We start from the raw sequence: 15,323 nt of genomic DNA, 5'->3' as shown, positions 1-15,323 counted from the left end.
ATTGACAGCAACGCCAGCCCGAGGGCGGCGATTAGTCGCGTCAATAGTGGGGAGCGGTGGAACATGTAAGCCGGCTGGAAAAACGTGAGCAACCGTCAATCTCAATCGTCGCAATCGCTACTACGAGATTAGGTTAATAACGCCGCGGCGGCAAGAAGAACCCAGCTTGCCTGCCTTTCCGTCGTCTGCTCGCGCGTGTGCAACCTGTTGAGCCGTAGTGAGATACCGCAATTCCGCGCGGATGGAACAGGAGTTGAGCCTATGCGCACCGCGAACCCCGACCGCCGGCTCTCTCCCGCAGACGCTCACCGCACGCGCGCGTGAGCGGATAATCGCGCTGGCGATCACTCCGCTTCCGTCCGCCTTCGCCTCGCGAACGAGGGTTACAGCAGTTCGTCCTCTGAGGTCGTGCAGTAACGATCTTCGAGGATGCCGATGGCGGCGTCGCGCCGCGCGAGTTCAGTTTCCTTTGCGGAGAACTCGTGCAACTCGCCGCGCCGTGCACGGTGCTTGGGGTTGGCCCATGCGACCGAATCGCTCTCAGTGCGACCGTTGCGTTCAACTTGCAGCCAGCCGTTCGCCGATTCACGGCGCCGGATCGGTTGCAGGTCATCGTCTCCGAACGCCGAGAACGCGGCTTCGAAGCGGCGCTGCGACGCATCGCCGGCTGCCAGGAAGGGAAGGCCAGCCGGCGTGGCGAAGTCGGCGCTCGTGGACGTTGCGAACAAGGGAGCCGATTCTTCAACAAGCATCGCGCTCGACGAAGCTGGCGCCATCACCGCGGCAGCGGTCGCTGCGGAGGTTGATGAAGCGGACGCGGCGACCGTCTGCGACTGACCGAAGTTGGTTTTCCAAATCGTGAGATCGGGCGCGTCGACCTGCATGTTGCCGCTGCCGTCGGCGCCTACCAGCGCCGGCGTGCGGTTGCCGAAGGTCCGCTGCCAGGTGAGGAAGTCGGCTCCGTCGACGCGGTTGTCGCGGTTGTAGTCGCCGGCGAGGCCAGGATTGCCATCCCAGCCGGGCGAGCCGCCGGTCATCGAACTCGCCCGCCAGTTGACGCCGGAGTTCGGATCGCCCGTAAGGTTGAAGAACTCCAGCGACGGACCGTTGCCGTCCGGGGCGGTGGGCCAGGGCGCCGCGTCGTCGTACTCGATCGTTTGCAGCACCGTGCCATTGGCGGCGACGAGCGTGATCACTTCGCCACCGTTGCTGAGGTTCGCCGTGCCGTAGCCGCCCCCTGCGATGTAGACGCCCGTGCCATAGACCGACTGGAAGGCGGTCGGGTTCTTCGGCACGACGATCCGTTGGCCGGCGGCCAGGGTGAGCCCGGCGCCGAAGGTGTATGACGTCGAAGCGAACGTCGCGAGTTGCACGCCCTCGAGATTGAGGGTTTGCGTGCCGGTGTTCAGGACTTCGATGAACTCGAGGTCTTGCGAGTCGACGACAGCCGGATTCGTGGCGGGGTTGTAGTGGAGTTCGCTGATCACGAGCGCCGGCGTCGACGCGTTGGCGCCGGCGACGAACTCCAGCGGAGCGGACCAATGGCTCCAACGGCCGGTAGCGTCTTGGTAGCGAACGCGGGCACGGTAAGTGCCGCCCGGCGTCGCTGCCGAGGCCGGGACGTTGATGACATTGTTGTTGACCGTCAGCGCGCCCGAGTCCCAGCTGGCGGTGAATTCATCGAGGAACGTCCGATTAACGTCCAGTCCCGCGGCGACGTCGGTGACCATGGCGAGACGCCACTGCACCGCGCCAAAGGTGCCGTTGCCTTGAGGATCGGCGAAGGCGGTCGTTTGGAACGCGAGGCCGTCGGCTGGCTTTCCGGCGGCGCCGACGTAAGTGATCGTCGGCTTGTTGGGGATTTGCGCTTCTTCGCCAGATGCATTCAGCAGACCGTCGAGGTACGACGCCCGGCCGCCGGGGCCGACGTCGCCGCCGGGCCAGCTGCCGCCGACGAACGCAAAGTTCATCATGTCTTGCACGAGGGCGGTAAGCGACGTCGCGCCGGCGCCGCCGAGGCCGTTGTAGTTGCCGGCGTCGTTCGGAGCGCCTTGCCAACGTGCGCGGTCGGCGGCTTCGAGCGGCAGGATCTTTGACACGAGCTCGTCGAGCATCCCCTTGATCTGGTCAGGCTGCCAGATGAGATCTCGCAATTCGCGGAGCGTGTTGTAGTACGCCGGATTGATCAGCGAGTTGCGGTAAGCGACGTTTTGGTTTTCGAACAGAGCGTCTTGGACAAGGTCTTTGCCGTCGTTCCACGTGGGGCCCCACGTGGCGTCGGTATCCCAGAGCATGATCCACAGCTTGCCGAAGTTATCGTTCTGCGGCAGGTAGTCGGGCTCGAAGTAGTAGACCATGTTCTTGTTGCCGGTAGGCCAATAGTCGTAATGGCGCACCGCTTCCGCCAAGGCGCGGAAGATGAAGTACTTCTGCAGATTGACGCGGAACTCGATATCGGTGCTCGCGCGGCCGAAGATCTCCTCCATGTAGTCGTGGTCGGAACCGTCGCTCACGGCGAACGGAGCCTGGTAGTCTTGCTGCCGCAGGGCGTCGTTCGATTGGTTGATGAGCTTGTAGAGGTTGCCCGCCTCCATGTCGTGGGCGTCGAGGAACCGTTTGTCGTAGTCCTCCATCGCGAAGTTGATGCCCCAGAAGTCGCCGCGCCATTGGTCGGGGGCTTCGGCGGCGCCGTCGATCACGCGGAACTGGAACCAATGGGTTTCCGCCGCCGGCAGGCCCATGAGGTTCGACAGCATCATCGTCATCGCTTCGTTGAGCGAGTAGGTGAGCGTTTGCCGATTGTCGAAACCCTTGCCAGTAGTGAGCGTCTTCCACTTCTCGGGGTAGGGCACGCCGTTGTTATCGAGCGGTTCGAACCAGCTGCCGTCGTTGAAGCGGAATCGCATGCTCCGCTTGCCGTCGGTGAGGTACCGGCCGTTGGCGCCGCGGAGGCGGTAGGTGATGTTGTCGTAGACGACGCCGTTGTAGACCATCGTACCCGACCAGTTGTACGCGCTGCGGGCTTCGGTTCCTTGCGGGATTTCCTGGCTCGGCTCGTAGCCGTTGACGGCCGTCATGTCCTCGGCACGCGTCAGGAACTGATAGATCGGGAGCGAAGCGAGCGCGGCGGCGTTGGCGACGACTTGGTTCGCGTTGTTTTTGTATTCAGGGACGCCATCGTAGACAAAGTACGCGAAATTGAGCGACGAATCGTCGTCGTAGGGAACAGTGACTGATTTGCCGAGCGCGTCGGTGACGACGATACGATAGCGCACCAGCGTGCGATGCGACTGCGGCGGCAGCGCGACGGAGAAGATCGAGTCGCCGGCCGCCGTATCGACGCCGGCGCCGTTGTCGAGCATCGAAACGTTCGTCCAGCTGGCGGCGGCGAAGTAGGCGGGGTTGGCCGTCGGTTGCAGCGTCTCGTCGGCGATCAACTGATCGATGGGGACGGGGAGCCGCGCGGGAAGGTATTGGCCGGGTAGCACGACCTGATACTGCAAGACGACCGACGCGACGCCTTCTGGATCGGTCACCTTAGCTGAGACGGTGACGGAGCTGCCGGAGACGGGATTCGCCGTGTGGTTGACCTGCCGAATCGCCGGAGCGGCGTTCGTGGCGAAGACGTTGTTCTTCGCGCCGGGCGTGGCGCGAGGATGCTCGACGACGACTTTCACCGTGCGGGTGTTCGTCCCTTGCGCGTTCGTGGCGCTGAGCGTGTAGGTGGTGGTTTGCGTCGGATTCAGAATAATTTGGTTCTGCCCCGTGACCGTGCCGACCCCTTGGTTGATCGAGATCGACGTGGCGCCGGCGACGTTCCAGGCGAGCGTGACCGATTGCCCGGCAAGAATCTCCGCAGCGCTTGCCGTGAAGGAGCTGATCGTTGGGCCAGGAGCGACGGCGTCGGGCCCAGCGGCGTAGCTTGTGGAAACGTCGGCGGCTGTGAGGGCCTTGTCGTAGATTCGGAATTCGTTGTGGAAGCCGTCGAACAACGGATCGCCCCACTGCGAACGGCCCAGCCAGTTGTTGACGTCTTCGATGTCGATCAGGTCGATGAGCAATTGGCTCGTGCCGACGAGGACGCCATTGACATACAGCTTCTGCACGTCGTTGACGGTATCCCAGGTGGTGACGAACTGGTACTCGACGCCCGGCGTCGGAGCGTTCGTCCAATCGACGGAGCTTTCAGTTTGCGTGCCGCCGTTGCGATGGGTGAGCCGCAAGGTCCCCGACGAAGCCTGCGGAATGAGCGTGATGTATTCCTGATTAAGTGCGCCGGTCGAGCGATCCTCGCCGCCGGTGCTGCGGCCGAACGAGAAGATTTCCGCCCAAGTGCGATTCGTCGAGACAGTGCCCCACCACTCGAAAGTGGCGTTGCCGGGCAGGCTAGAAATGATGCCGTTCGGCAAATTGACGTAGGCGCCCGAAGTGAATGGCGTTTGGTCGGAGTTTTGGCCGGAGTTGGCGCTGACGTTGAGTCGGCCGCCGCTGTAGGTGGCGATGCCGCCTGGATCGACGAGCGCACCGTTCGAGCCGCCGACGCTGTCGTTCAGATTGCCGTTGAAGCTCCAGCGGTGGACGATGTTGCTGAGCAACCCCGTACCGGTTGGCGGCGGCGGATCGCTGGGGGCGGGGAACATGGGCGTGACGTACGACGGGCGCCACGAACTGCCGAGGTTGTTGTCGAGCGCTGGATTGATCAGCTCCATCGAGGCGCCGTTGCCGTCGGAAGCGATCGGCCAGGGAAAGCTGACCTTGTAGTCGACTTGGTCGATGACCTGGCCTTGAGCGTTGCGGAGCTCGACGAGTTCGCCGTCGCTGCTCAACCCGCCGGTGTAAGGTCCGATCGAGTTGACGCCGAATTCCGCCAAGATCGTCGCGGGGCTCTGAGCGATGACGAGGTACCCGCCGGCCGCAATTTGTTGACCAGGCGCGAACGTGTACTCGATGCCGTCGGTGAAGGCCCAGTTCGAAAGATCAACCGCCGTCGCGCCGGTATTATAGAGTTCGATGAACTCTTCCTGGCTCGTGTTGTCTTCGGGGTTGTAGTGCAGCTCGTTGATGACGACCGCCAGCACGCGACGATCTTCGAGCGGTTCGTAGCGCAACTTGCGGGGCGCAGACTTCTGGCGAGAGGTGGAAGTACGCGACGACGATGGTCGCCGATTGCGATGCGAAGATGCCATGCGAGCTCTGTTCCGTGCCGTCTTCAGAGGAGAGTTCCGAGAGGAGTCAACTATTCAGAATAGTCGGGAAATGCCGGCTCAGCTACGTTTCCGCGGGAATAAGAAATGGTCACAAAGAGGGTTGAGAAACGCGTGCAATGCGGGTCGCCGTAGGGCGTAAGAGCTTGCTGAAAAGCAAGGCTGGCGGTGGCTGGCCGTGAAGAGAGACCTGCCAACCAGTGCCTCGGATCGACGGCTGGCGGCTGGGGATTGGAGGACTGAGTGCGTCGCCGTTTGGCCGAGCCTTGGCGGCTAGTGAGGCAGAATTCTCGCCGGTTTGTAACGAAAATAGTTGTTCCTCGCTTGCTGAGTCAGTGACGCGACGACCACCGTCGCGCAGGGCGCTTCTTTTTGAAAAGCGAGGTCAGCACGATGTTACTTCCAAAATTCAGGCACTTGGCGTTCTCCTTGGCGGTGGCTGCCTCCGTGGCCGCCCCCTCGGCGTCGGAGGCCGGCCCGTTTGGCGACATGATTAGCGGCGGCATGGGCGCCGCACGCAGCGTCGCCCGACGTGGCGCCGATGTGGCGAAGACGACTGCCGTTAGGAGCGCGGGCGCAGCGAGGAGTGCGGCGAGCCGCGGGACGCAAGTCGCGCGGAGCGCAGCAACTCGTGGCGTGAACGCCGCCCAACAAGCAACCGCCCGTGGGGTGATTGTCGCGCAAGCCGCCGGAGCCCGCGGGGCCACCGCGGCCCGCAACGTCGCCAGCCGTGGCGTCGAGGTTGCTCAACAAGTCGGCACGCGCGGCGTGAATGCGGCAGGATCGGCCGTGAATCGCGCGCGACTCGCGCAGAACGCCATTCAAAATCGCCTGAATCCTGGCGGCGGCGTGCAGAATCTCGTCGACGCCGGCAATGGCGCCGTCGCCGCAGGGGTGGCGCGCTTCGCCGGCGCGACGCAGATCACCGCCGCTGCGCCGCAGCAATTGGCGGGCGGGGTTCCGCAAGGAATCGTCGGCAACCTCAACCCTGCTCAATCGCTAAAGCTTGAGCAACTGAAATCGAACGTCTCGCAGCGAATTCACAACGCGGAAAACGCCGTCGCGGCGATTCCGCCCAAGCTCGTCGATAAGGCAGGCCAAGTTGCTGGGGCCGCCGGTCTTCCTCCGCTCCCGCCCAGGGTGAAGACGTTCGTCAACGACGTCGCGGCGTTGCCGCAGATCGCGGCGAATATTCCAGTCGGAGCGGTCATCAAGTCGAAGTTCCCCGCACTTAAGGACGGCGCCGGCCAAGGCCAACTGCTCAACGGCGTCGCCGCTGCGGGGGGACAAGCGATCGCAGGGAACGGTCTCGTCGGCGATGCGTTGCAAGCCGCCGGCGCCATTCCGAACGGGGCGATCAACCCGGCCAACGGACTTGTCGACAACGGGGGCGTGATCGACGCCGCGCTTGCCGGCAGCGAGTTGGCGGCCGGGATCGTTGAAACCGTCGACGCGGCTCAGCCCGATTTGTTGGCAGCGGCGATCCCGGCGGGAACAGTGCGTTCCATCGTCGCCAATCGGCCCGTGAGCGGCGGCGGAATGGTCGCGGCTCCGGCGATGGAATACGCAAGCGTTCCCGCTGAGGAAGCGTTCATCGAAGCAGCTCCCGCGGAGGCGGTGGAAACATTTGCCGCGATGTCGAACGCCGATCTTGTGCTCGAAGACTTGCAGTTGGTGGCGAATGCCACGGCGATCGCGGGTCCGGCGTATCGCGTGCAGTTCCGCAACCAAGGCTCGGCGTCGGCCGGCGACTTTTACGTCGTCGTCCTCGCCGGCGTTGCCGCAACGCCAACGGAGGACGCCCCGCGAGCCGTGCTGCACGTAGCGAGTGTGGCTCCCGGCGAAGCGGTCGAAGCGGTCTTGCGATTGCCAGCCGCCGCGATGCGAATGACCGACGCCAGCGGCGCCCACCAAGCGATGACGCATCTGTTCGTGTCACTCGACTTCACCGACGCGATCGCGGAGGTCGATGAAACGAACAATCTCGCGGTCGTCGAGACGGAAGCGTTGACGACGGCGATGCGGTAGACGTGGAGTCGTTAGAATTAAATAGACGGCAAGCGGCGCTCGCGGTTAGTTCGCGGGCGTCGCTTGCTTGATTTATTGAGATTCAGCAAGTAAGCCGAATTCAAGCCACCGGCTTCGCCGTCCATTTGCTGCGTCCACCGGCGGAGTCGATGGCTGTTGTGTTAAATCCGTTCTCTAAGCCTCAATGGCCGTTTAGTTGCTTGAGGGATGATAGGGCAATGAGCTAGTCGATGCGACGGAGTGCCAGTACGAAGCCGGCGACGGCGATTCTGCTCATGAGAAAAGCTCCGTGGATAAGGGATTTAGCGACTGTCGTAGTAACAGAGCGGAACGGCCGTGACCACGTTGCTAGTGAAACGATTGCCGTCGTCGTCGATTTGCGAGTCGCGAATTCCTTCTCGTGCACGGAACAGAATTGACGCAAGATTCGATCCGATTAACAGTTGCATATCGGGGGCTAGCGGGTAGGAGATTTTCGTCGCACCGACGCGAATCTTGCATTACAATCAGACCCGCCCGTAGAAATTGGTCGGTGCGGACTCTATCCGCCAAACGCAACTAGGAGACTGCTCGTGAGTCATTCCGTTAACGCCGTTTTCTTTATTGCCGGTTTCATCTCCATCTGCAGCCCGGCAATCGGTTTCGCCGCACCGCAAACCTTACCGGTGCAGCAGATCGCCAAGCTCACGCCCGACGACGGGGGGCCTTACAAGTACTTCGGCATTTCATCAACGCTCAGCAGCGATTGGGTCGTTGTCGGCGCTCACTACACGAATACGGGCGGCGCTTATGTCTTCAACGCGAAGACGGGCGGCCAAGTCAGCAAGCTCCTGCCGAACGACTTTGGCGCCTCTGACGAATTCGGTCAATCAGTAGCAATTTCAGGGCGACGGGCACTCGTTGGGGCGCCGTCGGACAGTGATCAGGGCGCGCGCAGCGGCTCCGCTTACATCTTTGATGTGACCACAGGCGCGCAGTTGGCGAAACTCCTTCCATCCGACGGTGCAGCTAACGCCGTTTTTGGTTGGTCTGTGGCCGTCGATGGCGATATCGCCGTCATCGGTGCACCATCTGCCAGCCCCAAGGGGATGTCGAGCGGTGCAGCTTATGTCTTCAACATCTCGACCGGGGCTCAACTGGCCAAGCTCGTGCCGAACGACGGAGGCTACAGCAATGAGTTTGGCGGGGCGGTGGGCATCAGCGGCGACCGAATTTTGGTTGGCGCTAAAGGTAACGACAACTACAGCGGCGCCGCGTACGTGTTCAGTGCCTCGACGGGCGCGCAGATGGCGAAGCTTGTGGCCAACGACCGCTCTTCCGGCGTGCGATTCAGTCAGGCGCTCGCTATTGACGGCGATACGGCAGTGATCGGCGCTGGACTGGATGGCCCGAACGGTCAACTCAGTGGTTCGGCCTACCTCTTTGACCTAACGACGGGGCAGCAGCGAGCCAAGATTACTCCGCACGACGGGGCAGCGAATGATCGGTTCGGCGACTCAGTTGCAATCAGCGGCAGCGTTGCCGTTGTGGGGGCCTTCAACAAACCAGCGAGCGCTGGTGCGGCTTACTTGTTTGATGCGGTTACGGGCGTCGAGCTAGCCAAAGTGCTGCCGGAGGGCGGAGCAGGGGAAATGCGTTTTAGTAATTCGATAGGTATCTCCGCCAATCGACTGGTTTTCGGCGCGTACCAGGACGGCGCGAATGGGATCAACAGCGGGGCGGCATTCCTGTTTACCATTCCCGAGCCTAGCGGCTTGGCGTTGCTTGCGACCGGAGCCCTAGCCGCATTGCTGCGAACTGGCAGAAGGGCTTAAGTCGCTCGCGCGACGGAACTACCGCGGTGCTTCTCTGCCTTCGCCACGCCCTGGCTACGATTTGCTTCGCGTTGAGCCTGGCGTGTGCGGTATTGTGGGGGTGGAGTCGCACGGCGCCTTTGGCTGTTGTGTTGGCATACCACTCGCTCTCAGGCCAGGATTGGACCTTGGCAACAGTCAGGGGGACGGCAGTCCTTTATGGAACGCCGCGAATTACGAATCCGAGAGTACTGAATAGTACGTACGGCGAAAACGAACGACTGCGAGCGGCGGTTGTCGAGTGGCAAATCCGTCACTCGCGCTCGGGGTTGTTCGGGAAGTATGGATACGTCACCTATTTTCCCCTATGGTATCCCGCCCTCGTCTCCGCTCTCGCCGGCATCGGCGTCTTGCGGCTGGGCCGTCGCTTCACGCTCCGCTCGGCGCTGATCGCGACAACAGTGGCGGCGGGGCTGCTGGGGATCGCCGTGGCATTGTAGACTGGTCGTTCCGCTCGCCCCCTCCACGAAACGACCCCGCATGTATCCCGTCATCGAAGTGACTGCCGTCGCCGCTCTAGCCATGTACGGCGTGTTGCGCGGGGCACGGAAGGACTTCGATCTCGTCGGCATCTGCTACATCGCGTTCGCGGTCGCCTTCGGCGGGGGAACGCTGCGCGATCTGCTGCTCGATCGCCATCCGATCTTCTGGATTGAGAACGATCACCTTGCCTGGATTGTCATGGCGATCGCGGTGAGCGGCGCCTTTTTGCCGAAACTCATTGCACGGCTCGAGCCGATCTTGTGGATTCCAGACGCGCTGGGATTGGGGCTCTTCAGTATCTTGGGCGCGGTGTACGCGATCGACTGCGGCACGGGGCGATTCGTCGCCATTTTGATGGGGGTGATCACCGGCTCGTGCGGCGGCGTCATTGCCGACGTGATTTGCAATGATTTGCCTTCGGTGTTCCAGCGTTCGCCGCTGTACGCCACTTGCTCGTTTCTGGGAGCACTTTCCTACGTGGCGCTTCACGCGCTCGGCGTCGATTCGTCGGCGGCGATGGCGATTGGCGTGACCGTCGTCGTGGCGATTCGGATTGGAGCAGTCCGCTGGAACTGGCAGTTGCCGCCGCATACGCGTCCTGGCGAGCCGCCAGGTTGACGTTCTGCAAGCGCGGAGCGGGGGCAACTCTGCCGCCGGTCTCAATTGCAGTTAGCATGTCGCCTTCCCCTCCATCTCCACAGGAACTTAGCGATGTCGATGCCTGAAGAGACGAACCAGTTGCTGCGAGAAATTCGCGACGTCATGGTGTCGCAAAACGCTAAATACAGCGAGTATTTGCGCGAATCAGAAAAGCAGATAGAGAAGACGCGCGAGATCTATCGCGAGTACGCCCAAGGAGCGCAGCGGCGGCAGATTGTTTGGATGATCACTGTCACGGTGATCGTCGTGATAGTTCTCATCAATCGCTGAGCTCGTCGCCGCATTTGGAGGTGCGACTTGCTTTCGTGCGAGCAACGCGGGAGTAGAAGGACTTCCATCGACTAGATCTTCGGCGCGATTTCCTGCCTTCAGAGAATTGTTCGCCTGCATGGAGGGCTGCAACTTGCGACCATGCTCGCATGTGCGACGGTGCGGACTTGCGCACTGATGATAGCGGGCCGAAGGCCGGTAGTGGGGACTCTGCCGCCGCAGCAAACTTAGTTCACGATCGGCAGGCAAGTGCGACGAAGCTGGCTTCATACAGCCACTTCGATGGCGCCGTTTTTCGGAAATCCGAAGTCGCGGAAGATTGGATCGATGAACCGCCTGCCTCGACTGCTAGCACTTACTTGCGGCCTCTGGGCGGCGCCGTTCGGTTGGTCCGCTGCCGCAATCGCGGAGGAAGCGGTGCAAGGGTTGCGCCAGCCCTCGGCGATGAACGCCGCGGCTCGCGCAGACTCTGCCTTCAATGTCGCGATGCTGCAGCCAGGCGAGGCCGAGGAAGCTGAAGGCGACGAAGACGCTGAGACAGATGATGAGGCGATCGATGCAGAAGGGTACGGTTCGGCCCCTGCGAGCGGCCCTTACCCGAAGCCCAAGCCGAAGAACCCGTGCGCCGAATCGCACAAGAATCTGTTCTTCCTCAATGACTTTAGCTATCTGAAAGATCCCTCGTACCACGGCGATTGCCTCGGCGATCAGTTGAAACTGATGCCGCTCGGCATTTACAGCGATTGGGGAACGCTCGACGTCGGCGGCCAGTATCGCCTGCAGTACAAGCACGAAGTCGGCATGGGCAACGCCGTCAGCGGCCCTGGCGCCCTGCGGTTCGAGGATACCGAGTTCGACCTGTTCCTCAATCGGATGCGGCTCTACGGCAACTGGCGGATGACCGATCAGACTCGCGTCTATGTCGAAGGCATTTATGCCGACACGACGACCGACGACGGGCAGTATCGCCCCCGCATCACCGACGACAATTTCGGCGACATCCTTGACGGCTTCTTCGAGCACTCCATCGCCGACGGCATATGGACGGCGCGAGTCGGTCGGCAGGAAATGTTGTTTGGCGCTCAACGGTTGATTTCGCCGCTCGACTGGGCGAATACTCGGCGGACCTTCGAAGGCGCTATGCTGTTGTACGAGGACGGCCCTTGGTCGGTTGATTCGTTCTATACGGCCTACGTTCCGCCGCGAGCGAACGAGTTCGACAAAGCCGACTGGCAGCAGCAGGTATATGGTTCGTACGCCGTCTACACCGCAGCGCCGAACAACACGCTCGATCTTTACTACATCGGCTACGACAATCGTCGTCCGGGCGAGATCGTCAGCGACTTCTCGCTTCACACGTTCGGCTCGCGACTGTTCCGCACGTTCGAGAACAACTGGATGTTCGAAACGGAAGGCGGCGTTCAGTTGGGGCGGCAAAGCGGGCTCGGCAAAGATCAGCGGGCCGGGTTCGCGACGGTCGGCTTGGGCCGCAAGGCGCCAGATCACGAGTGGCGGCCGGAGCTGTGGACCTACTTCGATTACGCCTCAGGCAACGACGGCGGCGACGACTTCACGCGGTTCAATCAACTCTTCCCGCTCGGTCACAGATACTTCGGCTTCATCGACGCGGTGGCACGGTCGAACATCCAGTCGCCGAACGTGTTACTGACAGCGAAGCCGCCGCAGACCGACTGGGAACTCTTATGCTGGTACTGGTACTTCCGCGCCGACCAAGCGGGCGACATCGTCCCCGCGCTGAGTGCGACGGAATTGCAAAGTCTCGACAGCCGGTTCCTGGGCCAGGAACTCGACCTGATCGCCAAGTACGTCATTGGGCCGCGGTCGAACATTCTGTTCGGGTACTCCCACTTCTGGCGAGGCGATAAGATTCTGGCGCCGCAGGATGCGGACTTCGCCTACAGTCAGTGGGAAGTGAATTTTTAGCGAGCAGGCCGGAGATCGCACTAACTTGCTTTAGGCCGCTCGCCGAGCGGGGTAACCTGGCAGCGGTGAACAACGTCGCGATGATCTGTTTGGCGAGTCTTGCACTGTCAACGGAGTTGCGAGGTCGTGACCGGGATGGTACGTCGCCGCAACGCTACTACCGCGAGACTGACAATCGCCAGGGAGCCAGCGGCGGGTTCCGGAACCGCGCGGGCCAGCGCTAGCCCAGTCGTGCCATTGGCTAGTTGGTAGTAGAAGATCACGTCGCCCCGATTGTTGATGTTCGGCGTATTGTAGATTTCGGTGACCTTGGAGCCGAATAAGGAGCCGCCAACTTCAATCACCTTGTCGTTGACGGGGTCGCTGCCTACGTAGATGCCGCGCACGTTGTTGTCCAGCGTACCGGTGAACGCGATGACGCCCTGATTGTTAACGTCCACGGTTTGCGAGAACTCTTTGAACGGGCCAGCCGTGTTGAGCACTTTGGCAATTGCGCCGTTATTGTAGGTGAAGACGCCGTAGCCTAGCTGTTGATTGGCATAAGTGAAGGCTATGGTTCCTGCATTGTTCAGGCTTGGGCGGATCTGCGGGTTGAACGTCCCTAAACCCTCGACGATTGTTTCGCGAACTTGGCCATTGGGGACTTTGTAGAATCCGGTCGTATTGACTGCGTCGTGAGCAGCGTAGAACGTGACGTCGCCGGCGTCGTTGATTTCCGGGCCGCCGAAGTCGCGGAACGAACCCGCTGCGTTGGCTAACTGCGTCGACATTCCGCCAATGTGTTTGTAGACGCCAGTGCTCGCGAGGGAGTTTCCTGCGCCCGAGTAGGCGATAGCGCCGTTGTTATTAATCGATACGTCGCCGAACGGCAGGACTGGCCCGTTTGGCGCAACAACGGTCGTCAAGCCGTTTCCCGATCCGGTGTAGAGACCGTAAGACGCACTGTCGGCGGTGGCGACGAATGCGACGACTCCAGAGTCGTTGATTGCAGTGGAACCGATGGAAGTGAATGAATTCCCGGGCTCGACGATCGTTGTGATTGTCGAGCCGTTGCTTGTAAAGACTCCGCTGCCTGCGCTAGTGAATCCTTGAAATGCAACAACGCCGCTGTTGTTGAGAGAGGCGCCGGCTCCGGGCCCCGTTAGCGTGCCCTCGCTGTCAACGATTTTGACGAAGTTGTAGGCGGCAGCCTCCGTAGAAGCTGCGGAGAGCGAGGCGGCAAATAGCAGAATGGCTGACAAGCGTAACGTTTGAATCATTAGTGCGAGTTCATCGGCTTGAGAAGCGGACATGCGAAGCAAGTGGTCGCATTCTAGTTGCGATCTAACATGCTGTCGATAAGTTTGGCTTTGCGCTAGAGACGCCTGGAGACGCCATATTTTTCGGTAAGTAGCGATTGCCGCTTCTCATGCCGTGGCGGCGCCTCCTGGGGAATCGTTGAACCCGTAAGCAGGTTTAGCGCCGGAGGAGAGGGGCGAGAGCCGGACTGGGAGTTTCCGGAAAGCAAAAAAGCCCGATGAATTCGGGCTAGTGCTGCAGCGATTGCTACCAAAAGCAAGGCTGCTGAATCAAATTGAGTACCCCGTAGGGGAGTCGAACCCCTGTCTGCGCCGTGAGAGGGCGCTGTCCTGGGCCACTAGACGAACGGGGCGCAAGTGACGTGAATCGAGAATTTTCCGCCATGAGGGGCGGGTTGTCAATCGGGTCGCGTCCGGAGGAATCAACGTAGCCGGCCGTTGCGGCCATTTAGCCGCGGGCGCTAGCCCGCGTGTGGTGCGGGCGCGGTGCGATTGGACGGTGTGAGTTGGCGCCGCAGAAATACCCGCCGCGAGCGGGCGGGGCTAAATGGGCGTGACGGGCGCGGCGGGGCGGCGTTATGTGGGGGCTAGGAAGTGATGCCTTTCGTCAGCGCCATGAACGCCGTTTCGAGGTTGATTTCTTCCTCGGTCAGCCGCGTCAGGCGGTGGCCGGCGGTGACGAGCGCCTGCGATAGCTCGCTGTAGTCGTGCTCGCCGGTGGTGAGCGTCACCCGCAGCTGGCCGTCGTGGGCTTCGACCTTCTCGACGTAGCTCGCTTGTTCGATCAACCGCGCCGCGGCGTCGCTGTCGCCGGCGATGCCGATCCGCAGGACTGTTTGCTGGCGGACGAGCTTCATCAGTTCGTCGACGGTGTCGTTGTAGTGGAGTTCGCCGCGCTCGATGATGCCGACCTTGTTGCAGATGTCGGCGAGCTCGGGAAGGATGTGGCTGGAGACCATGATGGTCTTGCCCATGTTGCGGAGCTCTTTGAGCAGGCCGCGGATCTCGATGCGAGCCCGCGGATCGAGGCCGCTGGCTGGTTCGTCGAGCAGCAGCACCTGCGGGTCGTGGAGCAACACGCGCGCCAAGCCGAGGCGCTGCGTCATGCCGCGCGAAAGACTCGTGACGAGGGCTTCGCGTTTGTAGCCAAGGTCGACCAGTTCGAGCACTTCGTCGCAAATCTTCCGTCGGGCGTGCCCTTTGATGCGATACGCCGCGGCGAAGAATTCTAGGTACTCGATCACCTTCATGTTGTCGTACACGCCGAAGAAGTCGGGCATGTAGCCGATGATGCGGCGGATTTCCTTCGGCTTCGAGTAGATCGAATAGCCGCCGACGTACGCTTCGCCCCAGGTGGGGTTGAGGAGCGTCGCGAGGATCCGCATCGTCGTCGTCTTGCCGGCGCCGTTCGGACCGATGAAGCCGAACACGTCGCCGCGTTCGAGCTTCAAGTCGATCTTATGGATGGCGTAGAGGTCGCCGTACTTTTTGGTGAGGTCGCGGGCTTCGATCATAGGAGGGTTCAGCGGTCGGGGTTCAGGGTTCAGTAAAGGCGAAGAGATCGGGGCTCTTAACTGAACCCC

Annotated in this window: 10 protein-coding genes and 1 tRNA gene; 6 read left to right on the top strand and 5 right to left on the bottom strand. The window is 61.6% G+C overall.

Annotated features, from left to right (window positions below):
* Positions 1 to 383 precede the first annotated feature (383 nt).
* Positions 384 to 5,186: a lamin tail domain-containing protein gene (locus tag ACQY7R_RS17755; protein ID WP_428306907.1), complete on the bottom strand. Its 4,803-nt coding sequence runs from the start codon at positions 5,184 to 5,186 to the stop codon at positions 384 to 386.
* A 411-nt stretch (positions 5,187 to 5,597) separates the two neighbouring features.
* Here ACQY7R_RS17755 and ACQY7R_RS17750 point away from each other — a divergent pair, with 411 nt between their 5' ends.
* Positions 5,598 to 7,232, top strand: coding sequence for a hypothetical protein (locus ACQY7R_RS17750; RefSeq protein ID WP_428306906.1), 1,635 nt, complete (start codon positions 5,598 to 5,600; stop codon positions 7,230 to 7,232).
* Positions 7,233 to 7,534: 302 nt separating this feature from the next.
* Here the strand turns inward: ACQY7R_RS17750 and ACQY7R_RS17745 are convergent, their stop codons facing one another.
* Positions 7,535 to 7,681 (bottom strand): hypothetical protein, encoded by a 147-nt coding sequence (locus ACQY7R_RS17745; RefSeq protein WP_428306905.1) that lies wholly within the window; start codon positions 7,679 to 7,681, stop codon positions 7,535 to 7,537.
* A gap of 123 nt (positions 7,682 to 7,804) precedes the next feature.
* Between ACQY7R_RS17745 and ACQY7R_RS17740 the strand changes: the two genes are divergently transcribed.
* From ACQY7R_RS17740 to ACQY7R_RS17720, 5 genes are all read left to right on the top strand, one after another.
* Positions 7,805 to 9,046 carry an FG-GAP repeat protein gene (locus ACQY7R_RS17740; protein WP_428306904.1) on the top strand — a complete coding sequence of 414 codons (1,242 nt, stop codon included), beginning with the start codon at positions 7,805 to 7,807 and terminating at the stop codon, positions 9,044 to 9,046.
* 167 nt (positions 9,047 to 9,213) lie between these two features.
* Entirely contained in the window at positions 9,214 to 9,525 is a 312-nt protein-coding gene (locus tag ACQY7R_RS17735) for a hypothetical protein (RefSeq protein ID WP_428306903.1), read from the top strand.
* A gap of 40 nt (positions 9,526 to 9,565) precedes the next feature.
* Positions 9,566 to 10,186, top strand: a complete 621-nt coding sequence (locus ACQY7R_RS17730; protein WP_428306902.1) for a trimeric intracellular cation channel family protein — start codon at positions 9,566 to 9,568, stop codon at positions 10,184 to 10,186.
* Between the two features lie 93 nt (positions 10,187 to 10,279).
* A complete protein-coding gene (locus ACQY7R_RS17725) occupies positions 10,280 to 10,498 on the top strand; it encodes a hypothetical protein (RefSeq protein ID WP_428306901.1) in 219 nt (72 codons plus the stop codon).
* Positions 10,499 to 10,780: 282 nt separating this feature from the next.
* Positions 10,781 to 12,442, top strand: a complete 1,662-nt coding sequence (locus ACQY7R_RS17720) for an alginate export family protein (protein ID WP_428306900.1) — start codon at positions 10,781 to 10,783, stop codon at positions 12,440 to 12,442.
* Between the two features lie 107 nt (positions 12,443 to 12,549).
* Here the strand turns inward: ACQY7R_RS17720 and ACQY7R_RS17715 are convergent, their stop codons facing one another.
* The 3 genes from ACQY7R_RS17715 to ACQY7R_RS17705 form a co-directional block, all read right to left on the bottom strand.
* Positions 12,550 to 13,734: a choice-of-anchor tandem repeat NxxGxxAF-containing protein gene (locus ACQY7R_RS17715; RefSeq protein ID WP_428306899.1), complete on the bottom strand. Its 1,185-nt coding sequence runs from the start codon at positions 13,732 to 13,734 to the stop codon at positions 12,550 to 12,552.
* 286 nt (positions 13,735 to 14,020) lie between these two features.
* Positions 14,021 to 14,093, bottom strand: a tRNA-Glu gene (locus ACQY7R_RS17710).
* 234 nt (positions 14,094 to 14,327) lie between these two features.
* Positions 14,328 to 15,254: an ABC transporter ATP-binding protein gene (locus ACQY7R_RS17705; protein ID WP_428306898.1), complete on the bottom strand. Its 927-nt coding sequence runs from the start codon at positions 15,252 to 15,254 to the stop codon at positions 14,328 to 14,330.
* Between the last annotated feature and the right edge of the window lie 69 nt (positions 15,255 to 15,323).

It is taken from the genome of Lacipirellula sp. (assembly GCF_965279485.1).
GTDB lineage: Bacteria > Planctomycetota > Planctomycetia > Pirellulales > Lacipirellulaceae > Lacipirellula.
Note: the sequence above shows the minus strand (reverse complement) of the source record. Positions and strands in the feature narration are given on the sequence as shown.